This is a genomic window from Delftia sp. CH05 (genome assembly GCF_009827015.1).
In the GTDB taxonomy this organism is placed as follows: Bacteria; Pseudomonadota; Gammaproteobacteria; order Burkholderiales; family Burkholderiaceae_C; genus Comamonas; species Comamonas tsuruhatensis.
The window spans coordinates 1-24,668 of the sequence record NZ_WUMG01000036.1; the positions used below are offsets into that span (position 1 = coordinate 1).

Sequence of the window (24,668 nt, forward strand, 5' to 3'; positions counted from 1 at the left end):
GGCCCCGCCCCATCTCCCCGCCCCCAATCCCGTATGCCCGCGCCTGCGTCGGGCCGTCTGCGGGGTTGCAGTCCTGCCGCAGGACAGGACTGCTTCGTCAACTGACTCGCCGTGATGTTTGAGTGAAGCGCGCAGCGCGCAACGAGTTTCACGGCGCACCCCGCAGGCGGCCCGACGCAGGTTGCCCCGCAGCGCAGCGAAGGGGTCGCGGGCATTCGGGTCGTCTTTCTTTGGCCTACGTTTCTTCGGCCGGCGTACCGGTGACGAATCAAAGAAAGGTAGGTCGGCCGCCGGGCCGAAACCCGGCCTCGAAAAACAACCACCCGGCAGGGTCAAAAACAAGAAACCCCGACCGGGGTTTTCTCTCTTCAGACCCATGGCAGCCCTACGTAAGCTGCCACCGCCAACATCCGCCATTCCACAGAACACCCGCCAGCAACCATGACCACTACACCCCCCAACTTCGCCCCCATGCCCACAGCAGAAGGCTACTTCGGCCCCTACGGCGGCCAGTTGGTCCCGCCCCACCTCAAGCAGGCCATGGACGACATCAACACCGCCTACGCCGAAATCACCAAACGCCAAGACTTCCAGCAGGAACTGGCCCAGCTCTTCGCCGACTACGTGGGCCGCCCCAGCCCCATCTTCCACGCGCGGCGCCTGTCGGAGCAGCTCGGCGGCGCACAGATCCACCTCAAGCGCGAAGACCTCAACCACACCGGCGCCCACAAGATCAACCACTGTCTGGGCGAGGCCCTGCTGGCCAAGTTCATGGGCAAGAAGAAGGTCATCGCAGAAACCGGCGCCGGCCAGCACGGCGTGGCCCTGGCCACGGCCTGCGCGCTGGTGGGCATTCCCTGCGAGATCCACATGGGCCAGGTGGACATCGAGAAGGAACATCCCAACGTCACCAAGATGCGCATCCTGGGCTGCAAGCTCGTGCCCGTCACGCGCGGCGCGGCCACGCTCAAGGAGGCCGTGGACAGCGCCTTCGAGGAATACCTCACCAACCCCACGGACTACATCTACGCCATCGGCTCCGTGGTCGGCCCCCACCCGTTCCCGATGATGGTGCGCGACTTCCAGAGCATCATCGGCCGCGAGGCGCGCGAGCAATTCCAGGCCAAACACGGCAAGCTGCCCGACCACGTGGCCGCCTGCGTGGGCGGCGGCTCCAACGCCATGGGCATCTTCACGGCCTTCCTGGGCGATGCCTCGGTCAAGCTCGTCGGCGTGGAGCCCTCGGGCGAAGGCACGGACAAGCCCGGCCGCCACGCAGCCACCCTCAGCATGGGCAAGCCCGGCGAAATCCACGGCATGAAGTGCTACGTGCTGGAAAACGCAGACGGCACGCCGGCTGCCGTGCACAGCATTGCCTCGGGCCTGGACTATCCGGGCGTGGGCCCGCAGCACAGCTACCTCAAGGACCTGGGCCGCGTGCAGTACGAATCCGTCACCGACAAGGAATGCCTGGACGCCTTCATGCAGCTGTCGCGCGTGGAAGGCATCATCCCCGCGCTGGAAAGCGCCCACGCCGTGGCCTGGGCCATGCGCGTGGCGCCCGGCCTGCCCAAGGACCAGCACATCCTCATCAACCTCTCGGGCCGGGGCGACAAGGACGCCGACTACGTGGCCAAGGTGCTGGGCCTCTGAACGCAGAGCTTGCGCGGGATCAAACCGCAGCACCCCGGAGGGGGCAAAGGGCGCCCTCTCCGACAACCGCTCTCCGGGACGGTGGAGACAATGGCCCCGACCGTTGTCTTGTCCAACCCCATTCCCGGAAGGAGCCACACCCATGAAGCCTGCCCCATTCGCACGCACTGCCGCCCTCTCCATCGCCCTGGCCCTGACCTGCGCCACCGCCGCCCTGCCCGCCGCAGCCAAATCGGTGGCCGAATGGCAGACCATCACCAGCCAGGCCAAGATCCCGCTGGAACAGGCCATCACCCGCGCCACCCAGGCCGTGCCCGGCAAGGCCATCGAAGCCCAGCTGGACGACGGCGACGGCATGGGCCCGCGCTACGAAATTGAAGTCATCACACCGGCCGGCGACAGCGTGGAAGTCTGGGTCAACGCCATCACCGGCCAGGCCGCCCAGCGCAAGAACGACGGCACCGCCAAGCGCAAGGACCGCCAGCGCCTGGAAAAGGCCAAATCCACCATAGAGCAGGCCATACAGGCCGCCACCCGCCACACTCCGGGCACGCCCGTCAGCGCGGAACTGGACTCCCACTGGGGCCAGACCAGCTACCAGGTCGAAGTGCTGCAGGCCAACGGCACGCTCATGGAAGTCAAGATCGACGCCGTGGGCGGCGAAGTCATCCGGGCCAAGAAGGACTGACCCACGACCCCCACCCGGCAGCGCGCTTCAGCATGAGGCGCGCTTTTTTTTCGCCCATTTTTTGCGTCGTTCCCGCCATGCCCGCAGGCCATCCACGCCTGTTGCGCTCTTCAGGCCAACGCCACCGACACCCCCTCATCCGCAAACCGCTGCGCCGCCCTGAGCAGATAGCTCACGGCATAAAGAATGGGGTCGTCGGCCTCATCGCCATTGAGATGCTCCACCACCTCAATGGCATAGCCCAGGTTCACCGCCGTGTCGTGCAGCAGGCCCACCAGTTCCCTGTCTTCCGGCTCCAGCGACTGCGCCTGATCGGCCTTCACGTAGTAGATGCGCAGCAGATCCCGGCACACGCAATTGATGGCCGTGATGTTGTGGCGAGCGTGCAGGTCCAGCACATCCAGCGCGGCGCCCATGTGCAGGACGGCGTCTATGGCGAGGTCTTCGAGTTTGGGTGGGGGTGTGGTGGCGGAAGTTGGCTGGGGCATTGGATTCCTGTCGAGATGGTCCCGATCTCGGAGCCACTGCACGCAGTGGAAGCGGGAGAACCGGACAACAAAGCTTCCGGCTTTGCCAAGTCTCTGTCTGCCACCTATAGTTGGAATCTTGTAAAGAGGCAGGGAAGACTCTTCATCGAAGGTGATACGAAGCCAAGCCTTCGGTCTGCCTTCAAGCAGCGAGATGTTGGGGGTTGCGCCGGGGGATGTGGTGGGTGAGGTGGATAGGCATTTTCAAAAGATGGGAGGTAGCGCCTAATAAGAAGCTGCATCGGACTAGGAGCAATCCCTCATTCCAACTTACCGTCTGCTCATCTCTCAACAAAGATCGTGAATCTTCTTGGATTTTTTCAAAAACATGAATATCCTACACACTATCTTCCTGAAACTAAATCAAATTCAATCGATCAATAACCCCTATTAATCCCTCACATAAACCCAATTAACCTTTAAGGAAATAAGATGGCATCCGTGAAGATGGAAGAAATTGTTGATCATCTAAGCACTGAAGTTCGTCGTGCACTTGAAAATTCAGTCAGACAGGTGGCTCCAGATGCTCGAATTGATAGTTACGAACTATTCCAAGCATTTAGACGAGAAATTGGTAGAAGATGTAGCACTTGGGAAAAGGTTCCGGATCACTATGTTGAAAAATGATAGCTTAATCCAGCGATCAAGCGTACCCATTTTTTGCAGGCGGCGTTCCTAGTACATTAACCTACATACCAATGCGCTTCTCGGCCCGATATCAAAACGACAGCCAAAATACGAATCTGATTCTGGAGGATGCTCCGCGTCCCACAAGAATTGGTTTTATCAAGGGCATACTTGGAGAATTCGTCGGCGACAGAAACTCCCATCGCGGATACAACAGTAGAAGCGAGCCGCTCGACACGTCTGAAATACACGAAAAGTTCATTGCCCTAATTCGAGATGAATCAGACCCTTGGGACTACGATGATCAAAGTAGTTGGTCAGCACTGGCTGAGCATTTAAAATCTTGTACATGGCTTGAATTTTACGATTTCATCGAACTGCTTGGGCGATTGCTACTCGATCTTGACGATGACCCTTTTACTTCACTCAAGAAATCTCACTTCAAAATCTATCAATCCAAGGCCAATGCCTTGTTTGCCGAAGACAGAATAGGCTGGAGTCTTAACGAGACGTCAACGCTTGTAAGGCAAATACCCAATCCACTCTCAAAGCGTATAAAATCAACCGAGCACAAACTCACAGATGGCTTCGAAGCGGCAAGGACTCACTATCACAAGGCACAAAACTTCATTTATTCGCATCCTATTGATGAAGCCAACTGTGTTAAGGAAATTGTGAGTGCCTTAGAAAGCGTTGTACGAGTTATTGTGCCAGGGAGCACGACTCTTGGCGATGCAATCAAGTTCTTCAAGAAGAAAGGTCAACACCCAAAACATCTGCTGGAGGCATTAGAAAAGCTATATGTGCACTCAAACGCCACACCACTAGTACGTCACGGCCACCCAGAAGTTGGTGGTGTATCGATCCAAGAAGCGGAGCTTGCTCTTCACCTCGGCATTGCGTACATTCGCTACTTCATTTCAGTTAATGAAGGTAAATAACTGACGGTTCAACGCGGATAAAATTCTCCGCATTCTCCCGAATAATTGAGGTGGCCATCTACTTGAGTAGTCTCTAAAGCCTTCAATCCACAAAGCACACACAGATGATAGCTGCCGCTAATTTCGGCAAACCTCCGTGAATGTCCAGCCGCTTTGGAGTGTATCGCTTAGACCGGAATTGCCACGGCCTTCAGCGACTCTGACAAGCCTTGAAAAAATGGTGCCTACGAGAGCTTTAACGGCAAGTTGCGCGATGAGTACCTGTCGCTGGAGCAGTTCAGATTGCTTAAGAAGGCCACAGTGATCGTGGGACTGGCGCAAGCACTATAACGCCATGCTTCCACCCAGCGGATTGAACCATATGCCCGCGATTTCCAGAGGCACAATCCAACTCAGCCCAACCTAGCTATAGCAAAAAATAACTGGCTCGAAAATAAAGCAGATCAAACACATATATATGGTGGACCGAATAAATCCTACATCACAGTGAATAAATAATATAAAACTTGCATCATAAGAATCTTTTAAACAAGACACTTCTTAAATATCAAAAATATAAAATAATTTGAATATACGCACCACATTTTTTAGTTGACGATACTTTTTTAATCGCATAAATCATCACTATGAATTTTCAAGAGATATTCAAACAGCTTTTAAATTCAAAAGACCCATTAAATACTTTTAAAGAATTAAGGGAAGAAATCTCTCATTTAAAACTCAGGAAATCAGAAATTGAATCAGCGACCAACTCGCTAAAAGAAGCAATTACACGAAGACGCCCAGGACGTGCACTAACTGCGGCACGCAGTCTACTGCTATTAGCAGGGCCGGACAAAATGTTAAAGCAGATGCAGCGAATTCACGCTTTACGCCCCTCACAACAAGGCTTCAATAATACAACAAGCCAGCTCTTAATTGCAGATCTAGTCGAAAATTCTGCTCTTTATAATTTCAGCCAGACCAAACACGATTATCTAAATTCAATCTCAGCCTTATGGTTATTAGCCCCTTCACTGAGACAGCTTCAGCGCTCTTTGATAGACAGAATGAGATTAAAACGGCCTTATACGATTAAAACTCTGCTTGCAATTGTTGATTCTGCCTTTGCTTATGACTTTACTGTTGATCTCGAAGCATCCACAGATACTATGCAGTCATATTCTGCCGAATCCTTGGCGCAAGCCTTCTCTTATTTATTAACCCTCTATCATAAGGCAATTGGATTATCTACTATCGACTTAGGCTTGGTGGATGAAGAATCAGCATGGGACTCATACTACAAGCTACTTCTGATTGATGCGGCCAAAATTAGCGAATATCTGGAAGCAGAGCTTCTTATAGAATCCCTACCCTATACCTCAACATCCCTGGATCGAATTGTTAATATAAATTCGATAGACCCCAATTTGGAGCGCTCAGTAAGGCTGGGCTATATTCAATTTGAATTCCAGAAAGACATCCGCAACGACAGCTTACATAGAATGCGCAATAGCATTAACACTCGCACTACCTCGATATCAAATTTTGCATTTGACTTCTACAGTCGTACTGATGATAAATTCTTAAAATTCGTAAAACACCCAAAACCAAGATACGTGATAACTCTTCCATCACATGAAAAAATCCACGAACTTTTCTCATCTGACACATTATTTCTAGAAGATATTTTCTCCTTGAAAATTCTTGGGGCAGAGGACTATGTAGAACCCGAACGAATCATATATACACCTGTTTCAGGAGAAATTAATGTCATCGATATTATAAAAACCCAAAGACTATTCTCATTTCTGCAGCAAGGAATTAAATTCGCAATTAACAATCACCATCCAACTTTTGAAAGGCAATTAATCCACTTAACTTCTTGCATTCCCGTCTTCAAACGAACAGATATACAAAAAATGCTCTCAATAGTATTAGGCGAAAAAAATCTCTAGAAATACTTAATTTATTAACAAGTGATCACTCATCTAATTACATAGATCTACAATATGCCCCAGTAATTTCCATCAAAAACTGGTGCATGCTATCTATTTCGGTTGCTTCACTCTCGAATTTAGTACGCAATATTCTCTGTCATGCAGATACGCGTTTAGAATTGAAGGGTGATAATAAGAAAGACCCAATGGAGGAAAATTTAATAGCAGCATTTCAATCAGCAGATTTCCTAGTTGCTCACAACCACAATCTAGGTCAAAAAAATAATCCATTGGAAACTGATATTATCGCATACCGCGACGGCCACCTCTTTCTAATCGAATGCAAAAATGCTTTTCATCCTTGCAATGTTTACGAGCAGAGGAATAGTTACGATCACATCGTTAAGGGAGCAGAGCAGTTGAACCTGCGAAAAGCGTGGATTTCTTTAGCGAAAAATCAAAAGACATTATTTAACAACCTGAACTGGACTGCCACACCAGATGCAAAAATACATACTTGCATCGCAATTGGCAATCGAGTATTCAACGGCTATTGCCTTGAAGGTCATCCCATCCGTCAAGCACACGAGATGATCAATCTACTAACAACGGGAGAAATAAATTTAAATCATACTATTTACAGAGTATGGAGAAATGACGACATCTGTGTTAATGATTTTTGCGATTATCTAGATGGATCAATAATTATAAATGAATTCATGAGCTCAATGGAGCCTGTAACACGAATTATAAAATTTGCAGATATGCAACTTCACATTCACAGCTACGCCTTAAACACTCAATTGCTTACAAGAAAGATTACGGAAAAATATCCCACCAAAATTAATCAAAACTATTCCGAAGATACTTAGAATTCCTCTCAATGGCCAGAAATCCAAATATCTGCCGATAGAAACCTCAGATCTACTCATCTTTTCTTCATCATATATAGACTAATTCTACGCAGTTCGCTCCAACAAAGCCAAAATGTTTATGCTACGAACAGGCCTTTTTGGGATCTGCTTCAATTCTCGGGATGTGCCGATACTGCAACAGGAAGCAAAACACGCCACCTATTTTTGTTGTTCAACGTAGATTTACAGACAACTTGAACGCTTTTTACAGAAAATCCACTATCCAAGCATGCCCAACCTGATTAAATTGGAACAGCACAATGTTCGACTATTATTTTTGAATTAATTCGAACAGCAGTGAATTGCGTTTTCTTCTGCCTGTTTTTCTCTATTAATAATTCATCTGCAGATCTCTCTATTTCTTGCAAATCTTGGATTGGTGGTGGATTTTTCTCACCAGCAGACGTGGTGCCAGAAATCATGATCGCCACCAACATAAAGAAGATTCTTGTCATTGTCTTTGCACAGTTGATTTACGGTGGTGTCAAATATGAAGTGCAACATCTGAGATCCAGGTAACTTGCACGGATGACTTCACCCTACACGCACTAGCAACCTGAAGATTGCCTGACCTTGGCATCCCGGAAGTGGCTGAGCCTGCGTGCAGCGTTCAGGAGCCTTGCCATGCGAACGCCAGGCGACAGATACCGCTCGGCAACGCTGCTCCGTGCAGACGCACCGCACTCAGGTGTACGGCCCCAAGACGTCAAGCAGCATTCTTCAGCCTGCAGCAGGAGAAAGCCCTATGACAATCCGCCCGCATGGTTGCACCCGCACAACGCTGCGCATCCCCTCAGAACACCGGCAGGCGAGCGGCCCACATCGGGCTTTGCCCAGGCTCCACAGCGTCAACCCTGCATACAGCCCCCTGCAGCCCCTGCGCCGTATAACGTCTTGACACGCTTTTGGGCTGCAAGGTGGCTGCGCACCTCCGAAATCCTTGGAACACTCTGCGCCACGCGCCGAAGAGCGAGGCAGTTCGTTGCCACGCCCCGGCCTCTGCCTGAAAGCCCACAATGCACCCCACACCACAGGCTGCAGCCTCCACGCTGCAGCCGCCCGACCGCGCGCCCGCGGATTCCTTGCCTGCCTGCGCAGAGCCCGGCCACCTCGGCCACGAACCGAAGAGCTCCCTGATTCCTCCCGCCCTGGCCTCCTCCCTTGCGGCCGCGCTGCTGGTGGCCTGCGGGGGCGGTGGGGGCGATTCAGCCCCCGGCACCGGCACCGGCCCTGGTGGCGGAACCGGTACGGGCACCACGGCCACCCCCGCCAGCGATGAAGAAGCCGCACGTTTTCTGCTGCAGGCGCAGTTTTCGGCCACCGACGAGGAGATCGCAGCGCTGCGCGCCAAGGGCTACGGCCCCTGGCTGGCCGAGCAGTTCGCGCTGCCCGTGGACACCACGGGCACGGCCTGGCTGATGCAGCGCGGCTACGGCGTGGCAGAGGCCGGCACGCGCTACGACAACGTTTCGTATCCCTCCGACTTCATGCTCTGGAGCCAGCTTTTCACGGAGCGCGACGCCGTGCGCAAGCGTGTGGCATTGGCGCTGTCGGAGATCATGGTGGTCTCCACCACGGGGCTGGAGCAGCCCTGGAGCATCTTCCTGGCCTCCGGCTACTGGGATCTGCTGAACCAGCATGCCTTCGGCAACTTCCGCACGCTGCTGGAGGCCGTCACGCTCAGCCCGGCCATGGGCATCTACCTGAGCACGCGCGGCAACCAGAAGGAAGACGCCCGCAGCGGCCGCCAGCCCGACGAGAACTACGCCCGCGAGGTGATGCAGCTGTTCACCATCGGCCTCTACCGCCTCAACCCCGACGGCACCGAGCAGCGCGACGGCAGCGGCAACCGCATCGACACCTATTCGGCAGCCGATGTGAGCAACCTGGCGCGCGTCTTCACCGGCTACGACTACGACACCAGCAAGAACCAGCCCACCAACCTGAGCGGCAGCACGGTGACGGGGCTGCAGCAGGCGCTGCTGCCCATGGCCTTCAACGCCGCGCGCCATTCCACGCTGGCCGCCACTTTCCTGGGCACCACCGTGGCTGCGGGCACGTCGGGGCCAGCGGCGCTGAAGGCGGCGCTGGATACGCTGTTCAACCACCCCAACGTGGGGCCCTTCATCGGGCGCCAGCTGATCCAGCGCCTGGTCACCAGCAACCCCAGCCCCGCCTATGTGGGGCGCGTGGCCGCCGCCTTCGCCGACAACGGCAGCGGCACGCGTGGCGACCTGCGCGCCGTGATTGCCACCGTGCTGCTGGACCCGGAGGCGCGCGGCGCGGCAGGGCTTGCCAGCCCCCAGTACGGCCGCCTGCGCGAGCCCATGGTGCGCTTCGTGCAGTGGGGCCGCACCTTCGGGCTGCGGTCGGCACGCGGCACCTGGAAGATCGACAACCTGAGCGACCCGGCCACCCGCCTGGGCCAGAGCCCGCTGCGCTCGGGCTCGGTGTTCAACTTCTTCCGCCCGGGCTACGTGCCGCCCTCCACGCCCCTGGCCACGACGGGCCAGGTGGCGCCGGAGTTCCAGATCGTCACCGAGACCAGCGTGAGTGGCTACCTGAACTTCATGCAGAACGTGATCCGCTTCGGCTACTACGTGAACGCGCCAGACCTGCCCCAGGGCGGCAGCAGCGCGGCCAACGGCTTCGATATCACCTGCAGCTATGCCAACCTGCTGCCCCTTGTGGGCGACGCCGCCGCGCTGGTGCGCAAGGTGGCGCTGCTGCTGTCGGCAGGGCAGGTATCGGCCGCCACGCAGGCGCGCATCGTGGCAGCGCTCAATGCCACGCCGGTGACGGCCACCAGCAACACCGCCACCCAGCTCAACCGCGTGGCAGCCGCCGTGCTGCTGGTGATGGCCAGCCCCGAATATCTGGTGCAGAAGTGACCGAACAAGTGACCGAACGTCTGCAAAGCAAAGCGACATCTCCATGAATTTCATCGACCCCGCCCGCCACACGCGCCGCGCATTCCTGCGCCGCAGCACGCAACTGGCCGCCGCCGGTACCGCCCTGCCCTTCGCCCTGAATCTTGCCGCGCTGGGCGAGGCCGCCGCTTTCGAGGCGAACGACTACAAGGCGCTGGTCTGCGTCTTCCTCTATGGCGGCTGCGACTACGCCAACACCGTCGTGCCCTACGACAGCACCCGCTACGGGCAGTACTCCGCCATCCGCGGCGGCAATAGCGATGGCACGGCCGGTGGCATTGCCCTGGCCCGCGCCGCGCTGGGCAATACGCTGCTGCAGCCCCGCACGGCGCTGGCCGGTGGCATGCAGTACGCGCTGCACCCATCCATGACGGGCCTGGCCGGCCTCTTCAACGCGGGCCGCGCTGCGGTGCAACTGAACGTCGGCCCGCTGCTGGTGCCGCTCACGCGGGCCCAATATGCCACCGGCGACCGGCGCAGCTACCCGCTGCCGCCCAAGCTTTTCTCGCACAACGACCAGCAGTCGGTGTGGCAGTCGCAGGGCGCAGAAGGCTCCACCCTGGGCTGGGGCGGCAACCTGGGCGACCTGGCGCTGTCGTCCAACGCCACGTCGCTCTTCACCTGTATCTCGGCCACGGGCAACGCCGTGTTTCTCTCGGGCGACCAGGCGCTGCAGTACCAGATCAGCCCGGGCGGCGCCGTGCCCATCAACGCCGTCAAGGGCACCAGCGTCTATGGATCGACCGCCGTGCGCGGCCTGTTGAGCGAGCTGGTGCAGACGGCCGGCAGCCACGCGATGGAGGCCGAGTACGCCCGCGTCACGCAGCGCTCCATCAGTGCCGAGGGGCAGATCTCTTCAGCCCTCTCCAGCGCCAGCCTGTCCACCGCCTTCCCTGCCAACAACCCGCTGGCCGACCAGCTCAAGGTGGTGGCCCGGCTCATCGCCGGACGCAACGCGCTGGGCACGCGCCGGCAGGTGTTCTTCGTCTCGCTGGGCGGGTTCGACCTGCACGACAACCTGATCGCCAACCAGCCGCAGCTGCTCGACAAGGTGAGCAGCGCCATGACGGCCTTCTACAACGCCACGGCCGAACTCGGCGTGGCCGACAAGGTCACGGCCTTCACCGCGTCGGACTTCGGCCGCACGCTGACGTCCAACGGCGACGGCTCGGACCATGGCTGGGGCAGCCACCACTTCGTGGTGGGCGGCGCGGTGCGTGGCGCGTCCTTCTATGGCGCGCCGCCGCCCATCAGCGTGGGAAACGGCAGCGGCAGCGAGGACCAGTGGCATGTCGGCCAGGGGCGCCTGTTGCCCAGCACTGCCGTGGACCAGTACGCCGCCACCCTGGCGCGCTGGTTCGGCGTGGCGAATACCGAGCTGGCGGGGGTGCTGCCGCACATCGGCAACTTCGGCGGCTCGGCGTATCCCATCGATCTGAGGTTCATGGGCTGAAGCCGTGCGCGCCGGGCCTGCACGGCCGATTCGAGTCAGCCTCTGGGTGGCCCTGAGGGCGCCTTTGACAATTCCGAATTTTCAGGGATCGGGATTGCGAAGACGATGGGGCCACTCAATTCAAGTGGAGACAAAAATGCGATTCGAATTCCGCCCAATTGCCACACCAATTGCCACCCCAATTGCCACGCTGGCCCGGCATGCACGGCATGGCTTGTTCATCGCAGCGGCCCTGTCCGGCGCGCTGGCGCAGGCGGCACCGCTGCCGTTGGACATGGCCACCACTTCCGAGCAGCGGTTTCAACTGGCCCTGGAGGCCCAGACTGCGGGTGACTACGCTTCCATGCTCGCGTTGCTGCGCCAGGCGGCCCGGGATGGCGAGCCACAAGCCCAGGAAACACTGGCATGGATTCTTCTGGCAGGTCCAACCCTGTATGGCACCGCGGTGAAAGCGGATCGCTGCGAAGCAGTGCACTGGCTGCGGCAAGCCGTGGCAAAAGGGAATCAAACGGCCAAAAGCCAGCTGGATTTCCTGAACCGCCTGCGCAATGCGCCGAGTGGCAAGATGGCGTGCACATCCGAGTGGGAAGGGTGATAGGCACAACATCCTTTTCGGATCGCAGCGCCATCCTCAAGAATGCGCTGCGGGTGCAACGCCACTGGTACCACGCCTGGAGCCCTGACCACCGCACCACGGACTTGTGCCCCTCCTCGCCCTGCCCTCAACCCGTATTCACCTCGCCCTCACCCAGCATTCACCAGCGCCTTCGCAAACGCCCCTTCACCCGCCACAGTCAATACCAGTTTTTGTGTCGCCCGCGTCGCAGCCACATAGAACAGTTTGGCCTCGTCCGCCGCATCTTCGCCTTCGCGCGGCATCTGCCCCACTCCTGCAACGGCCACGACTGGGAACTCCAATCCCTTGCTGGCGTGCATTGTCATCACTTTGATGGTGTCGGCCAGTGGATCGAAGTCACCTGACCGATGACGCACGCGATGCGGCAGTTTTCGGCGGCCAAGTGCCATGGCGCACTGGTTCATGGAGTCGTGATCACGGCACAGGATGGCCATGTCACCCCAGGCGTGGCCTTCCTGATGCGCCGCAGCCAGCAGCTCGGCGATCTTGGCGGGCTCGTCCCGCAAGCTCGGCAGGCGCACGATCAGCGGCTCCTGCCCTTCGCGGCCGCAGCTGATGGGTTGCACCAGCGGCACACCGTCATCATCCTGGGCATTGGGTTGCAGGAACTCGGCGGCGACGCGGTTGGCGATTTGCAGAATCTGCCTGGTGTTGCGGTAGTTGATCTTGAGAATGGTCGTGCGCCCAGAGGCCTGGATTCCCACGCTTTTGAAGCTGAAGCCACGCGCCTTGCTCTTGCCATAGATGTTCTGGGCGCTGTCGTACAGGATCAACAGGCTGTTGGTCTCAGGGTCGACCATCTGGGTGACGAGCTTGAGCCATTCAGGCTGAAAGTCGTGCCCCTCGTCGACCATCACGGCCTGGTATTGCCCGGACGGAATCTGTTGCCGGTCCACGCCGCGAATCACAAACTCCACCATCTGATCAAACATGCCCGGGCCCTGAGCGGGTAGCGTCTGGCCATAGGCCACCAACTGCTGGCGGCACCATTTGTGGAAGTTGCGGGCATGCACCCGATCGGCCAGGCCCTTGGCCGCGAACCAGGCATTGAGCTTCACGGCCAAGGGCTCGTTGTAGCAGAGCACGAGGATGGGCTTGGTCGAAGCGGTCTTGGCCAGGTGTTCCGCACGATAGCCAAGAATCATGGTCTTGCCTGAGCCGGCAACTCCGTGGATCACGCGATGCCCATCGCCCAGGCTGCGCGCAAGTTGCTCCTGCTGCAAGTCCATGACGCGCATGATGTCCGGCAGCTCGTCCGCGTCTTCCGGCAGAAGGCTGCCTTGCACCGGAACACGCACCTGCGGGAACATGATCCACCGCGTGCGCTCGAGCTGCGGCACCGACATGGCTTTGCCGAAAGCGTGGGGGAACATGTTCCACAGGCGCTGCTGAAAAGCCTCCGCATCAACGGATTCCAGCATCTCGTCCTTGCAGATGACCAGATGCGCATCAATCGTCTGGTCCAGTGCAGATTCCTCAAACTGCTTGCGCGTGATGTTGGTGAACACCACGCCGCTGCCCCAGGGAAATGCCAGCTTTCCCTGATGAGGGCCTTCGCCGTGAATGAGTTGCTGATCCCGCTCCAGCGCATTGACCACTTGAATGGCGCAGTGTCGCGCCTGGGCTGCCGGATTGATGACGACCTTGGGTCTTCCATCCACGATGAGCGTCCAGGCCTGTTTGGTCGCCTCTTGAACCGTCTCGAGCCGCCAATCCTTGGTCTCAAGAATCAGAACGCCCCTGCGTGGATGAATGACGACAAAGTCAGGATGCGTCTGCTTGGGACCGATGGGCACGTCATACCAAAGCATGTAATCGTCTTCGAGCTTTTGCTCCAACCGCTCGGCCAGGCGTCGCTCGCCAGGCGTCATGCGCCCAACGCACGCGCCCATCGCAGGAATCAGTACCGCCACTTTCTTCTCCTCTACAGAGCGGCTGAGGATACCGCACGCACTATCTCTTCAGGAATTCGATGACTGGCCAATCCCAAGCCATCGAAAATCCGGAATTGAATTCTGAACGGCTCTCTGTTGAATTTCCTCGACTCACGCGGAAACCAGCATGGAATTTGAAGGCGCTTCTGAAATGACCAAGCAGAGGAGGATTTGATTGTGAAAGTGCTTGGCTCGGACGTATGCCTGCCATCTACGCACTCGACGACTACCGCTTTGGGGAATGCCGTAAGACTGCTGGAGGTCGAAAGGTCCAGCCATTGCGGCAACCCCGCACTTTCGCCGCAACGGCGGCGCTGCTCCGTGCAGGTGCCATAGGAGGCGACATCAGCGTTGCGGCCCGTCGCAGCGCCTTCGCGCTGGACGAACCGCCCTGGATCGCCTTGGCCCCGTTGTCTTGCCTATGCCAAGCAGTCGCAGTCGTTCAGGGAGCGCCGTATTCGCTCAGTTTCTTGCTGAACTTAAAGGTCCAAAGTCGCTGCGTGCGATCGTTGACGTCATTGGTGGTAAAGCGAAGGCTCGCCGCGCCCTTGGCGCATTGGCCGTCGTTCACGATCTTGCCGTCGGCCTCCACCATGCATTTGGTGACGTTCGAGCCTTCGATTTCCTTGCCGCTGGCGTCCAGCACGGCCAGCGAAACACCGAAGTCGGTGTCGTTGGTCAGCGCCAGCGTGTAGTCATCGACCAGCGCCAGGCCTTCGGCCTTCTCGGCCACCCAGCCGGTGGCGTTCAGGTTGAAGAGCCGGGTCTTCTTGAGCGTCACGACCTTGGAATAGTCCGAGCCATTGACCGGCTTGCCAGTCAGGCTGCTCTTTTCCAGGTCGGAGCCCAGCGCGGTGATGTCGGTGGCGTTGGCCGGAAACTCGATCAGAACCAGGTCGTTGAAGACTTTCTTGTTCTTGCCCGTGCCTTGCTCGATGGCGATGAATTTCCCCTTGCCCAGTGAGACCACATCACCCAGCTTGGCATTGCCGGTCTTGCCTTGGTTGTACCAGCGGCTGTCCACGGGCAAGGCAAACAGGCGGGTTTTCTCGGTGGTCGGGTCAAACTCCACCCAACGCACAAAGCGAGCGTAGTCGCGCACGTTCTCCGATTTGCCAGTGGCGTCGGCAACGGCAGCGGTGGTGTAGTCGGCCTTGCCGTCGTCCAGGGGGCTTTGCAGGAAGCCGTGCAGCTTGCCGCTGGCCGCATCGATGCTCAGCCCCTCCATGCCACGGTTGGCGCGGCGCTTGGCGAGAATGGCCGGCAGATCGGCCGCGCCGGTGCCGGGCCCGTATTTCTTCTGGATGATGCCGGTCGCCGGGTCGATCTTCACGATGAAGGGTCCGTATTCGTCGGACACCCACAGCGCATTGCGTGCGGCATCCACCACCACGGATTCTGTGTCCAGGCCGAATTCGCTGTAGCCCTTGGCCTTGCCGGGATAGGTGAAGGAGTCGTCCAGGACTTGCTCGCCCGTGTTGCCTGTGAGGCCCCGTGGCTGCACGCGGCCGTTGGCGTTCTGTGTGGCGCTGAATCTGAGCGGCAGGGTGGAGACGAGCCTGGCTCCGTCTTTTCCGAGGGCGATCACGCCGATGGACGGAGTGAAGTTGGGCGAGGGAAACACCGTGGAACTGGCAAAGCCCGCGGGATTGGAGCCGTCGGTGATCTGTGTGACCGGGCCGGTGGTCGCGTTCGGGCCGCGATCGGTGATGGCGTAGAACTCCAGCGTGCCGTCGGCACGCCTGCCCTTCAAGGCCAGGCCCGAACCGTAGGCTGGCAGAAAGCCCTTGGGGAAATCGGCCTTGGTGGCGGGGTGTTGGCCTTCGTAGGGGAAATAGAACCTGTCGTCGAACTGGACGTCCTGGCGCGTGACGGTGGCACGGATGCTGCCGACGCCGGTGGTCTGCGCCACCGTCTCGGAGCCGGCGACCTGGAGCGGGCGGGTGTCGGCGCAGGCGCTCAGCAAGGCAGCCGCGGCGGCGATCACTGCCATCAGGCAGGAAGAGGAAGTGGGGGGGCGCATGGCGAGTAGGTCTTGAGAAGAAGAGGCAAGCCTGATAAGCAGATCGGCAGATCGGCAGGCCCTGCGTGGCAAGGGCCTGCCCAAGCTTGAAGGCTTCGTTTCTGGAAAAAGCGCTGCGCCGCTCAGAACGAGTGGCTGATGCCCAGATCCACACCGGTCGAGCCGGCGTTGGCCACACCCGCAGGGCCGCCGATCAGGCCGACGCTGGCGCCGTTCTTGTTGTTCACACGCGCCAGACCTGCGTACAGAGAGGTGCGCTTGGAGAAGTCGTAGACATATCCGATCGAATACTTGTCGGCCTTGCCGCCGCTGCGCGTGAGGGCAGAGGCGTTGCCGCTGAACTTGGCGCTGGCGTACTTGACGCGCAAGCTGCCTGGCCCCATGGGGATGGTCGCGCCCAGGTAGAAGCCGTCCACCTTCCCGGAGGTTGCGCCGTTGACGGGCTCCCACTTCAGGCTGTTGTATCCGCCATTGAGCAGGAAACTGCCGAAGTTGTACGAGGCGCCCAGCACCAGGTCTTCCAGATCGCTGGTTGCAGCGATGGCGCTGGGTGAAGCCACGGCTGCAGTGCCGTCGATCCTGCCGTAGCCGATACCCACGTTCAGCGGGCCAGAGCGATAGCCCAGGTTGCCGCCTATGTACCTGCGGGCCTTGCTTGCGCCAGAGCCGGAGGCGTTCTCGTCGCCAAAGGAAACCGAGAACTGGCCATAGATACCGCCCAGGTCGCTCGGCAGGAAGTAGCCCACGGCGTTGCTGATGCGCGTGCGGTCGACCACGCCGCTTTGGCTGGCGGCGTTATAGGCAGTCTGGCGGATCGTCTGGAACAGATTGGCCTGCACACCGGTAGTGGTGTCGGGGCCCGCGAAAGCGGTGAAGATGTTGTAGCTGGGGGTGTAGTCGCGACCCAGCCGGATTTCACCCCAGGAATTGTTGCTCAGCCCGATCGTGGAGCGGCGCTCGAAGCCAAGGGAGCCGCTGCTGCCGCCAGAGCCGACATCGGGGTTGAGGCCGCCTTCAAGCCAGAGCTGAGCTCGGTTGCCGCCGCCGAGGTCCTCCGTGCCGCGCAATCCAAGCAAGCTGGTCTTGCCTTGGCTGGAGTTCAGCGCATTGAGCCTGTTGCTGCCGGACTTGGCAACGGTGACACCGACGTCCACCACACCAAAAATGGTGACGGAAGATTGTGCCAGGGCCAAGCTGGAAGAAGAGGCGAAGAATGTGCCCATCGCGAGTCCCAGAATACGCGAGCACGTTTTTTGATTTTTCATTGGCGAGATACGAACCGAACTTATTAATGAGAATGACGGTAGCCTCCTGCCACCGCTGCGGGAACTCTAGGCAACACATAAGTATTCTTCGTGACAGCTGTGCTGTGTGACATGAAAGTCACAGCAGCGGCGGTGCCTGCGGCACGTTTCCCGCAGGGAAGCCCCATCGCCGCCACCCTTCAGCCATGGCCTGCACGACGGGGCAGATCATTCATTGCCGATTTGTTTGATTCATATTCGAGAAATTGGCGGAAATATGCATTCTTTTGCCATTTTCCCAATAAGGTTCTCGACTTCCATATTTTCAATGGAACATTTCGAGCGTTCGTCGACCGATTCATCGGTCATTGGGGACCCAAATTCAGCCCATTGCACAGCCAGTTCAACCCCATAGTCCCTGGGAGGGCGAAGTCCCACAAGAATTGCCGCACCGAGGACTGCAGCCTCAACATCGGTCGCACCAGCAGTCACAGCTATGATCCCCAGCAGCATCGCCGTCCCCGCCAGCGGCGAGCTGTCCCCTCTCCTCCACCCAACGCCCCGCTCCATCCCCCCATGATCCAAGAGTCCGAAGAGATTGCCCTGCTTCGCGAGGAAAACGCCCGGCTGCGGGCGCAGCTGGCGATTGCCACGGCGGGCCATGCCAGCGCCGTACAGGGCGCGGGCGCCAGCGATCAGGACCCCTTCGATGCGCAGGTCGCGGACCAGAAGACGCTTTTCTCGGATTTCATCGAGCATCTGCCGATAGGCCTGTGCCTGGTGGGCAAGGGTGGCAAGGTGCTGATGTCCAACCCGGCCTACCGCCATTTCCTGCCGGACACCCCCATCCCTTCGCTGCTGTCGGCCGAGGAAGACCGCGGGCGCTGGCGCAGTTGGGACAAGGATGGCAAGCCCGTTCCCCGCGACCAGTTTGTGGCCGCCCGCGCGTTCCGCGGTGAGTTGGTGGTGCCGGGCGTTGACTGTGTCTATGACACGCCCCAGGGGCTCGAGGTATGGACGCGCGTTTTCGGGGTGCCGCTGCGCAATGCGGACAAGGAAGTCGTGGCCACGGCCATCGCCATTTTGGACATCGATGCGGAACGGCGGGCGCTGGACATGTTGCGCCAGAGCGAGGAGCGGCTGGATGCGCTGGTGCGCTCCTCCTCGGAAGTGCGCTACTCCATCAGTGCGGACTGGAGCGAGCTGCACCAGCTGGCAGGCGGCGGGTTCATCCCCGACACGCAGGCGTCCAACACGAACTGGCTGGAAGACTACATTCCCCCGGAGGACCGCGACCTGGTGCGCGCGGAGATCGCGCGGGCCATCCGCACGAAGACCGACTATGTGATCGAGCACCGGGTGAACCGGGTCGATGGCAGCGTGGGCTGGGCGTTCTCGCGCGCCGTGCCGCTGTTCGATGCCGCAGGCGCCATCACCGGCTGGCTGGGAGCGGCCTCCGACATCACCGAGCGCAAGCAGGCCCAGGCCGCGCTGGAGCGCTTGAATGCCACGCTGGAGGAACAGGTGGCAGAGCGCACGGCCGACCGCAACGCGCTGTGGCAGCTGTCTTCCGACATCATGATGCGCTGCACGTTCGAGGGCATCATCACTGCGGTCAACCCGGCCTGGACCGAGGTATTGGGCTGGCGTGAAGACGAGCTGCTGGGCACCACGCTTTTTCATCTCATCCATCCGGAAGATCTGGCGCGCACCATCCAGGACACGCAGGAGCTGGCCACAGGCATGGCGCATGCCCGGTTTGACAACCGGTATCGCCATCGGGACGGGAGCTACCGCTGGATCTCCTGGTCCACCCGTTCGGCGGCAGGCCGCATCAATGCGGTGGGCCGCGACATCACCTCCGAAATGGCCAAGGCCGAAGCGCTGGCCAAGGTGCAGGAGCAACTGCGCCAGTCGCAGAAGATGGAGGCGGTGGGCCAGTTGACGGGTGGCCTTGCGCACGACTTCAACAACCTGCTGGCGGCCGTCATGGGCAATCTGGAACTGCTGCAGCGGATGCTGGCGCGCGGCCAGGTGGACAACCTCACGCGCTTCATCCATGGAGCGCAGGGGGCGGTGCGGCGCGCCGCCACGCTCACGCAGCGGCTGCTTGCGTTCTCGCGCCGGCAGATCCTGGACTCCAAGCCCACCGATATGGCCGCGCTCCTGGCCGATTGGGAGGACCTGCTGCGCAGGACCGTGGGCGCCAGCGTGGATATCGACATCGTGCCGGCAGCCCATCTGTGGCATGCGCAAATCGATGGAACGCAGCTGGAGAACGCCATCCTGAACCTGTGCATCAACGCCCGCGATGCCATGCCCGAAGGCGGCCGGCTGACCATCAGGACAGCCAATATCGAGCTTGAAGAGGCGGCAGCCCGGGAGTGGGACCTTCCGCCGGGCGGTTATGTGTCGCTGTGCGTCACCGATACGGGCACCGGCATGTCGGAGCAGACCATTGCGCGCGCCTTCGAGCCGTTCTACACCACCAAGCCGGTGGGCCATGGAACAGGGTTGGGGCTGTCGATGATCTACGGCTTCGCGCGGCAATCGGGAGGAGCGGTCAGGATCTTCTCCCAGCCGGGCCAGGGCACCACGGTCTGCCTGTATCTGCCCAGGTGCGACGCCGCGCCCGTTGCAGAACGCGCGGTCGATACGGCAAGGCACGTGGTCGTTCCTGCCCAAAGGACCTTGCTGGTCGTGGATGACGAAGCCCCGATCCGCCATCTCATCGACGAGGCGCTTGTCGACCTGGGCTACACGGTGCTTGCCGTGGCAGATGCAGCCGCCGCGCTGCAGGTGCTGCGTGCCGGAACCCGGGTGGACATGCTGATCACGGACATGCGGCTTCGCGGCGGAATGAACGGCAAGCAGCTGGCCGACGAGGCACGCCTGGCCCGTTCCGACCTGCCGGTGCTCTTCATCACCGGGTTCACCGAGGCATCTCCGCTCAGCCAGGAAAACCTGCACCCCGGTACGCAGCTTCTGACCAAGCCGTTCACATTGGATGCGCTGGCGCTCAAGGTGGCGGAGATTCTGGGCAGTACAGACGCTGTGCCATTGGACTGAGTTGCGCGGCTGGCGCTGGAGCTGGCGCAATGGGGGCCTGTAGATTCCGGGCGCCTATCCCTGCGCTGAAACCCTGCGGCTTCCCTTTGCCATCACCCTCACCCTCTCAATAAACGCCTGCAGCACCGCCGCAGGCTGGTCCGCCCGCCAGGCCATAACGGCGGGCGTCATGGCCTGCTGCGGACCGCGCAGGGGCACGAACACCACGCCGTTCATGCCCACGCGCTGCATGCAGCTGGGCACCAGGGCCACGCCCTGCTCTGCCGAGACCAGGGCCATGACGGTGAGCCACTGGCGCGCGGCGTGGCGGGTATGGGGGTGGATGCCGGCCTGCTGCAGGCAGGCGATGACGTTGTCGTAGTTGGCCGGTGCCACTTCGCGGGCGAACATGACGAAGGTGTCGCGGGCCAGTTCGCGCAGGTCGATGTCGGGCTGCTGCGCCAGCACATGCGTGGCGGGCAGGCAGCAGACAAAGGGTTCCTCGCCGATCGACAGGGTCTGCAGGCCGTCTGGCGGGTTGGCTATGTTGAGAAAGCCGCAGTCGATCTGGCCGCTGGCAATGGCCTGCAGTTGCTCGCGCGTGGACATTTCATGCAGGCAGACTTCGACCAGGGGGCGTTCTGCGCGGAAGGCGCGGCAGAAGTCGGGCACCTGGCGGTAGACCATGGAGCCGGTGATGCCCACGTCCAGCCGGCCCTGCATGCCTTCGGCCACGCCACGCACCACGTCGGCCGCATGCTGCAGCTGGGCGAGCACCTTGCGTGCCTCGACCAGAAAGGCCTCGCCCGCAGGGGTGAGGCGCACGTTCTTGGCGTCGCGGTCCATGAGGCTGGCGCCCAGGTCCTGCTCCAGGGTCTTGAGCGCCATGCTCAGCGGCGGCTGGGTGATGCACAGGCGCTGGGCCGCGCGGCCGAAGTGGCGTTCCTCGGCCAGGGCGACGAAATAGCGCAGCAGGTGGGTCTTCATGAGGGGCGGCGGATGGGGAGCAAGCGAGATGGCATCTTGCACCATGGCTACCTCTGAAATACAGATTGATAAATCATGGGACTTCAGATGGTTCGCAGCCACAAAACCCGCGCACCTCAACTTTGAGACACCGAGGAAGGGCCGCCCCGCACCGAGGGTGTCGTCCCCCTCCGCGCAGCGAGAAGGGGGAAGGCGCGAAGCGACTCAGGGGGTCAATACGATTTAGGCAAGCCCAATACCTTTTCGGCGATGAAGCACATGATGAGCTGCGGGCTGACGGGCGCCAGGCGCGGGATCCAGGATTCGCGCATGTAGCGCTCCACGTGGTATTCCTTGGCGTAGCCCATGCCGCCGTGCGTGAAGATGGCGGTTTCGCAGGCCTTGGCGCAGGCTTCGGCTGCCAGGTACTTGGCGGCGTTGGCCTCGGCGCCGCAGGGCAGGCCCCTGTCGTAGAGGAAGGCGGCCTTTTGCACCATGAGGTGGGCCGCCTCAAGCCCCATCCAGGCCTGGGCCAGCGGGTGCTGTATGCCCTGGTTCTGGCCGATGGGGCGGTCAAAGACCACGCGCTCCTTGGCGTACTGGGTGGCGCGCGCCAGGGCGGCGCGGCCCAGGCCCACGGCCTCGGCGGCGATGAGGATGCGCTCGGGGTTGAGGCCGTGCAGGATGTACGAAAAGCCCTTGCCCTCTTCGCCGATACGGTCCTCGGCGGGAATGCGCAGGCCGTCGATGAACAGCTGGTTGGTGTCCACGCATTTGCGGCCCAGCTTGTCGATCTCGCGCACCTCGATGCGTTCGCGGTCCAGGTCGGTGTAGAACAGGCTCAGGCCTTCCGTGCCCTTGCACTCTTCCACGGGCTTGGTGCGTACCAGCAGCAGGATCTTGTTGGCGACCTGGGCAGTGGAGATGAAGACTTTCTGGCCATGGACCACGTAGACGTCGCCATCGCGCACGGCGCGGGTCTGCAGCTTGAGGGTGTTGAGGCCCGCATTGGGCTCGGTGACGCCGAAGCAGGCCTTGTCCGTGCCCGCGATCAGCGGGGGCAGCCAGCGGCGCTTTTGCTCGTCCGTGCCGAAGACGACGACGGGGTGCAGGCCGAAGATGTTCATGTGCACGGCCGAGGCGCCCGACAGGCCCGCGCCCGTGGCCGAGATGGTGTGCATCATGAGCGCCGCTTCGCTGATGCCCAGGCCTGCGCCGCCGAATTCTTCGGGCATGGCAATGCCCAGCCAGCCCGCGTCGGCCAGGGCCTTGTGGAAGTCGTGCGGGAAGCCGCCTTCATGGTCCTTGCGCAGCCAGTAGTCGGCATCGAAGGGTGCGCAGGCGCGCTCGACGGCGTCGCGTATCTGTTCCTGTTCTTCGTTCCACAGAAAGTCCATGGTGTGTTCTCCGTTGCTTGTAGCTGTTCGCTTGTTGTGTCTGTGGGGTGACGGCGCTCAGGCTGCCGGTCGGCGCACGCGCTCGGGGTTCTCGCCGTACGGCGGGCTGTAGAAGACCAGCAGGCGCACGGGCTCGGCGCTGGTCACGCGGAAGATGTGCATGCAGTCCTCGGGGAAGAAGCAGGTGTCGCCGGGCTGCATGGCAAAGCGTTCCTTGCCATCCGGGGTGTCGATTTCCACTTCGGCCGTTCCGGCCAGCAGGTAGCAGGCCTGCTCCATGCCGGGGTGGGCATGGGGCAGCGCACCGCCGCCCTGCTCCAGCGTGCCCAGCACCAGCTCCATGTGGCGCGCGCCCACGTTGGCGGCACTGACCAGGCGCCGGTTGACGGTGCCGTGGTGGTTGGCGGGGCTGTAGCCGGGCACGTCTTGTTCACGGATCAGGTAGCGGGGCATGGGCGGTTTCCTTCTGTTTGTGTTTGTGTTTGTGCTTGTGTTTGTGGTGGGGCGTCTTGCAGCGCGGCAGCCTGGCTGCAGGCGCGGCTGGCCTGCAGGGCGGCCAGCTCGGCCTCGGTCAGGCCCGCGTCGCGCAGCACCTGCAGGGTGTGTTCGCCCAGGCGCGGCGCGGGGGCGGCGCGTTCTGCGGGCGGCGTGGCGCTCCAGCGCGTGGGGCTGGCCGTGGTGCGCAGCCGGCCTTCGCTGGGGTGGTCTATCTCGTGCACGAAGCCGGTGGCCTGGTGCTGGGGGTCGGCGATCAGGTCCTCGGGCGAGGCCATGGGCATGTTGGGCACGTCGGCCGCGTCCAGTAGCGTGCGCCATTCGGCGGTGGTGCGCCCTGCCATCAGCCGCGAGACTTCGGCATAGACGGCATCGATGTGCAGCGCGCGCTGGCTGTGGGTGGCGAAGATGGGCTCGGCCATGCGCTCGGGCTGGCCTATGGCGTTGAAGAAGCTGTGCCAGTGCTTGTCGTTGTAGATGAGAACGCACAGGTGGCCGTCGCTGGTGCGATAGGGCCTGCGGTGGGCCGTGAGCAGGCGCGCATAGCCGGGGCCGCCCAGTTGCGGCTCGAACGACAGGCCCGCCATGTGGTCGCCCAGGATGAACTGGGTCATGGCCTCGAACATGGGCACGACCACGGCCTGGCCCCTGCCGGTCTTCTCGCGCGCATAGAGGGCGGCCGTGACGGCGTAGACCGCGTGCAGGCCGGTGACGCGGTCGCCCAGGGTCATGGGGGCATAGGCCGGCTCGCCGCCGCCGTATTGCTGCGCCAGCCAGGGCACGCCGGTGGCGCCCTGGATGAGGTCGTCATAGGCGGGCCGGGCCGCGTAGGGGCCGCGCTGGTCGAAGCCGCAGCAGCTCACGTGGATGATGCGCGGGTTGCGCGCCGCCACGTCCTCGTAGGCCAGGCCCAGGCGCGCCATGGCCTGGGGCCGCACGTTGCTGACCAGCACGTCGCAGCCTTCGGCCAGACGCAGCAGGGCCTCGCGCGCGGCGCCCTGCTTGAGGTCCAGCACCACGGAGCGCTTGCCCTGGTTGGCCTGCAGGAAGATGTGGCCCATGGCGGGGTTGCGCATGGGGCCGACGTGACGCATGTTGTCGCCCTCGGGCGATTCGACCTTGATCACCTCGGCCCCCAGGCCCGCAAGGATCTGGGTGGCAAAGGGGCCCATGACCACCGAGGTCATGTCCAGCACCTTCACGCCGGCAAGAGGGCCTTGCTGCCCTTGCTGCCCTTGCTGCCCTTGCTGCGCTTGTTCCATGCGGCTCTCC

The 24,668-nt window shown here is 60.6% G+C and carries 20 protein-coding genes; 10 read left to right on the forward strand and 10 right to left on the reverse strand.

Annotated features, from left to right (window positions below):
* The first annotated feature begins 441 nt into the window (after positions 1-441).
* Both trpB and GRX31_RS22215 read left to right on the forward strand, forming a co-directional pair.
* The gene (gene trpB, locus GRX31_RS22210) at positions 442-1,653 is read left to right on the forward strand and encodes a tryptophan synthase subunit beta (protein ID WP_160854847.1); all 1,212 of its coding nucleotides are present in this window, start codon (positions 442-444) and stop codon (positions 1,651-1,653) included.
* 142 nt (positions 1,654-1,795) lie between these two features.
* The gene (locus GRX31_RS22215) at positions 1,796-2,341 is read left to right on the forward strand and encodes a PepSY domain-containing protein (RefSeq protein WP_160854849.1); all 546 of its coding nucleotides are present in this window, start codon (positions 1,796-1,798) and stop codon (positions 2,339-2,341) included.
* Between the two features lie 110 nt (positions 2,342-2,451).
* On the opposite strand, the gene GRX31_RS22220 is transcribed toward GRX31_RS22215, so the two are convergent.
* Positions 2,452-2,829, reverse strand: a complete 378-nt coding sequence (locus GRX31_RS22220; protein ID WP_160854851.1) for a hypothetical protein — start codon at positions 2,827-2,829, stop codon at positions 2,452-2,454.
* 471 nt (positions 2,830-3,300) lie between these two features.
* Here GRX31_RS22220 and GRX31_RS22225 point away from each other — a divergent pair, with 471 nt between their 5' ends.
* From GRX31_RS22225 to GRX31_RS22240, 4 genes are all read left to right on the forward strand, one after another.
* Complete coding sequence (locus GRX31_RS22225) at positions 3,301-3,495, forward strand: hypothetical protein (protein ID WP_160854853.1); 195 nt, start codon at positions 3,301-3,303, stop codon at positions 3,493-3,495.
* Between the two features lie 71 nt (positions 3,496-3,566).
* Positions 3,567-4,436 (forward strand): AbiJ-NTD4 domain-containing protein, encoded by an 870-nt coding sequence (locus GRX31_RS22230; protein WP_160854855.1) that lies wholly within the window; start codon positions 3,567-3,569, stop codon positions 4,434-4,436.
* A 626-nt stretch (positions 4,437-5,062) separates the two neighbouring features.
* Positions 5,063-6,373 (forward strand): hypothetical protein, encoded by a 1,311-nt coding sequence (locus GRX31_RS22235; protein ID WP_160854857.1) that lies wholly within the window; start codon positions 5,063-5,065, stop codon positions 6,371-6,373.
* A gap of 86 nt (positions 6,374-6,459) precedes the next feature.
* Complete coding sequence (locus tag GRX31_RS22240) at positions 6,460-7,227, forward strand: hypothetical protein (RefSeq protein WP_160854859.1); 768 nt, start codon at positions 6,460-6,462, stop codon at positions 7,225-7,227.
* 284 nt (positions 7,228-7,511) lie between these two features.
* Here the strand turns inward: GRX31_RS22240 and GRX31_RS22245 are convergent, their stop codons facing one another.
* Entirely contained in the window at positions 7,512-7,724 is a 213-nt protein-coding gene (locus GRX31_RS22245) for a hypothetical protein (protein ID WP_160854861.1), read from the reverse strand.
* A 561-nt stretch (positions 7,725-8,285) separates the two neighbouring features.
* Between GRX31_RS22245 and GRX31_RS22250 the strand changes: the two genes are divergently transcribed.
* The 3 genes from GRX31_RS22250 (at position 8,286) to GRX31_RS22260 (ending at position 12,247) form a co-directional block, all read left to right on the forward strand.
* A complete protein-coding gene (locus tag GRX31_RS22250) occupies positions 8,286-10,160 on the forward strand; it encodes a DUF1800 domain-containing protein (RefSeq protein ID WP_160854863.1) in 1,875 nt (624 codons plus the stop codon).
* 43 nt (positions 10,161-10,203) lie between these two features.
* A complete protein-coding gene (locus GRX31_RS22255; RefSeq protein WP_160854865.1) occupies positions 10,204-11,652 on the forward strand; it encodes a DUF1501 domain-containing protein in 1,449 nt (482 codons plus the stop codon).
* A 136-nt stretch (positions 11,653-11,788) separates the two neighbouring features.
* Positions 11,789-12,247 carry a sel1 repeat family protein gene (locus tag GRX31_RS22260; protein ID WP_016454741.1) on the forward strand — a complete coding sequence of 153 codons (459 nt, stop codon included), beginning with the start codon at positions 11,789-11,791 and terminating at the stop codon, positions 12,245-12,247.
* Positions 12,248-12,396: 149 nt separating this feature from the next.
* Here the strand turns inward: GRX31_RS22260 and GRX31_RS22265 are convergent, their stop codons facing one another.
* The 4 genes from GRX31_RS22265 to GRX31_RS22280 all read right to left on the reverse strand — a co-directional run bounded on the left by GRX31_RS22265 (position 12,397) and on the right by GRX31_RS22280 (position 18,003).
* On the reverse strand, positions 12,397-14,160 hold the full coding sequence (locus GRX31_RS22265) for a DEAD/DEAH box helicase (protein WP_046988226.1): 1,764 nt from the start codon (positions 14,158-14,160) through the stop codon (positions 12,397-12,399).
* Between the two features lie 505 nt (positions 14,161-14,665).
* Positions 14,666-16,246: an esterase-like activity of phytase family protein gene (locus GRX31_RS22270; protein WP_160854867.1), complete on the reverse strand. Its 1,581-nt coding sequence runs from the start codon at positions 16,244-16,246 to the stop codon at positions 14,666-14,668.
* Positions 16,247-16,368: 122 nt separating this feature from the next.
* Entirely contained in the window at positions 16,369-17,469 is a 1,101-nt protein-coding gene (locus GRX31_RS22275; protein ID WP_154836366.1) for a porin, read from the reverse strand.
* A 273-nt stretch (positions 17,470-17,742) separates the two neighbouring features.
* Positions 17,743-18,003, reverse strand: coding sequence for a hypothetical protein (locus tag GRX31_RS22280; protein WP_151019494.1), 261 nt, complete (start codon positions 18,001-18,003; stop codon positions 17,743-17,745).
* A gap of 63 nt (positions 18,004-18,066) precedes the next feature.
* Between GRX31_RS22280 and GRX31_RS22285 the strand changes: the two genes are divergently transcribed.
* Complete coding sequence (locus GRX31_RS22285; protein WP_160854869.1) at positions 18,067-20,559, forward strand: hybrid sensor histidine kinase/response regulator; 2,493 nt, start codon at positions 18,067-18,069, stop codon at positions 20,557-20,559.
* A 54-nt stretch (positions 20,560-20,613) separates the two neighbouring features.
* Here the strand turns inward: GRX31_RS22285 and GRX31_RS22290 are convergent, their stop codons facing one another.
* The 4 genes from GRX31_RS22290 to GRX31_RS22305 all read right to left on the reverse strand — a co-directional run bounded on the left by GRX31_RS22290 (position 20,614) and on the right by GRX31_RS22305 (position 24,658).
* Positions 20,614-21,570 (reverse strand): LysR substrate-binding domain-containing protein, encoded by a 957-nt coding sequence (locus tag GRX31_RS22290; RefSeq protein WP_160854871.1) that lies wholly within the window; start codon positions 21,568-21,570, stop codon positions 20,614-20,616.
* A gap of 167 nt (positions 21,571-21,737) precedes the next feature.
* On the reverse strand, positions 21,738-22,901 hold the full coding sequence (locus GRX31_RS22295; RefSeq protein WP_012205503.1) for an acyl-CoA dehydrogenase family protein: 1,164 nt from the start codon (positions 22,899-22,901) through the stop codon (positions 21,738-21,740).
* Positions 22,902-22,958: 57 nt separating this feature from the next.
* On the reverse strand, positions 22,959-23,354 hold the full coding sequence (locus GRX31_RS22300) for a cupin domain-containing protein (protein ID WP_012205502.1): 396 nt from the start codon (positions 23,352-23,354) through the stop codon (positions 22,959-22,961).
* Entirely contained in the window at positions 23,339-24,658 is a 1,320-nt protein-coding gene (locus tag GRX31_RS22305) for a CaiB/BaiF CoA transferase family protein (protein WP_160854873.1), read from the reverse strand. Before GRX31_RS22305 ends, GRX31_RS22300 begins: the two co-directional genes overlap by 16 nt.
* Positions 24,659-24,668: the final 10 nt, after the last annotated feature.

What these genes read in the sequence shown, in the direction of transcription:
- GRX31_RS22250 (WP_160854863.1), top strand. Translation starts at nt 8,286, where the DNA reads ATGCACCCCACACCACAGGCTGCAGCCTCCACGCTGCAGCCGCCCGAC.
- GRX31_RS22245 (WP_160854861.1), bottom strand. Translation starts at nt 7,724, where the DNA reads ATGACAAGAATCTTCTTTATGTTGGTGGCGATCATGATTTCTGGCACC.
- GRX31_RS22275 (WP_154836366.1), bottom strand. Translation starts at nt 17,469, where the DNA reads ATGGGCACATTCTTCGCCTCTTCTTCCAGCTTGGCCCTGGCACAATCT.
- GRX31_RS22255 (WP_160854865.1), top strand. Translation starts at nt 10,204, where the DNA reads ATGAATTTCATCGACCCCGCCCGCCACACGCGCCGCGCATTCCTGCGC.
- GRX31_RS22270 (WP_160854867.1), bottom strand. Translation starts at nt 16,246, where the DNA reads ATGCGCCCCCCCACTTCCTCTTCCTGCCTGATGGCAGTGATCGCCGCC.
- trpB (WP_160854847.1), top strand. Translation starts at nt 442, where the DNA reads ATGACCACTACACCCCCCAACTTCGCCCCCATGCCCACAGCAGAAGGC.
- GRX31_RS22260 (WP_016454741.1), top strand. Translation starts at nt 11,789, where the DNA reads ATGCGATTCGAATTCCGCCCAATTGCCACACCAATTGCCACCCCAATT.
- GRX31_RS22215 (WP_160854849.1), top strand. Translation starts at nt 1,796, where the DNA reads ATGAAGCCTGCCCCATTCGCACGCACTGCCGCCCTCTCCATCGCCCTG.
- GRX31_RS22230 (WP_160854855.1), top strand. Translation starts at nt 3,567, where the DNA reads ATGCGCTTCTCGGCCCGATATCAAAACGACAGCCAAAATACGAATCTG.
- GRX31_RS22300 (WP_012205502.1), bottom strand. Translation starts at nt 23,354, where the DNA reads ATGCCCCGCTACCTGATCCGTGAACAAGACGTGCCCGGCTACAGCCCC.
- GRX31_RS22295 (WP_012205503.1), bottom strand. Translation starts at nt 22,901, where the DNA reads ATGGACTTTCTGTGGAACGAAGAACAGGAACAGATACGCGACGCCGTC.
- GRX31_RS22235 (WP_160854857.1), top strand. Translation starts at nt 5,063, where the DNA reads ATGAATTTTCAAGAGATATTCAAACAGCTTTTAAATTCAAAAGACCCA.
- GRX31_RS22285 (WP_160854869.1), top strand. Translation starts at nt 18,067, where the DNA reads ATGATCCAAGAGTCCGAAGAGATTGCCCTGCTTCGCGAGGAAAACGCC.
- GRX31_RS22280 (WP_151019494.1), bottom strand. Translation starts at nt 18,003, where the DNA reads ATGCTGCTGGGGATCATAGCTGTGACTGCTGGTGCGACCGATGTTGAG.
- GRX31_RS22265 (WP_046988226.1), bottom strand. Translation starts at nt 14,160, where the DNA reads ATGACGCCTGGCGAGCGACGCCTGGCCGAGCGGTTGGAGCAAAAGCTC.
- GRX31_RS22240 (WP_160854859.1), top strand. Translation starts at nt 6,460, where the DNA reads ATGCTATCTATTTCGGTTGCTTCACTCTCGAATTTAGTACGCAATATT.
- GRX31_RS22225 (WP_160854853.1), top strand. Translation starts at nt 3,301, where the DNA reads ATGGCATCCGTGAAGATGGAAGAAATTGTTGATCATCTAAGCACTGAA.
- GRX31_RS22305 (WP_160854873.1), bottom strand. Translation starts at nt 24,658, where the DNA reads ATGGAACAAGCGCAGCAAGGGCAGCAAGGGCAGCAAGGGCAGCAAGGC.
- GRX31_RS22290 (WP_160854871.1), bottom strand. Translation starts at nt 21,570, where the DNA reads ATGGTGCAAGATGCCATCTCGCTTGCTCCCCATCCGCCGCCCCTCATG.
- GRX31_RS22220 (WP_160854851.1), bottom strand. Translation starts at nt 2,829, where the DNA reads ATGCCCCAGCCAACTTCCGCCACCACACCCCCACCCAAACTCGAAGAC.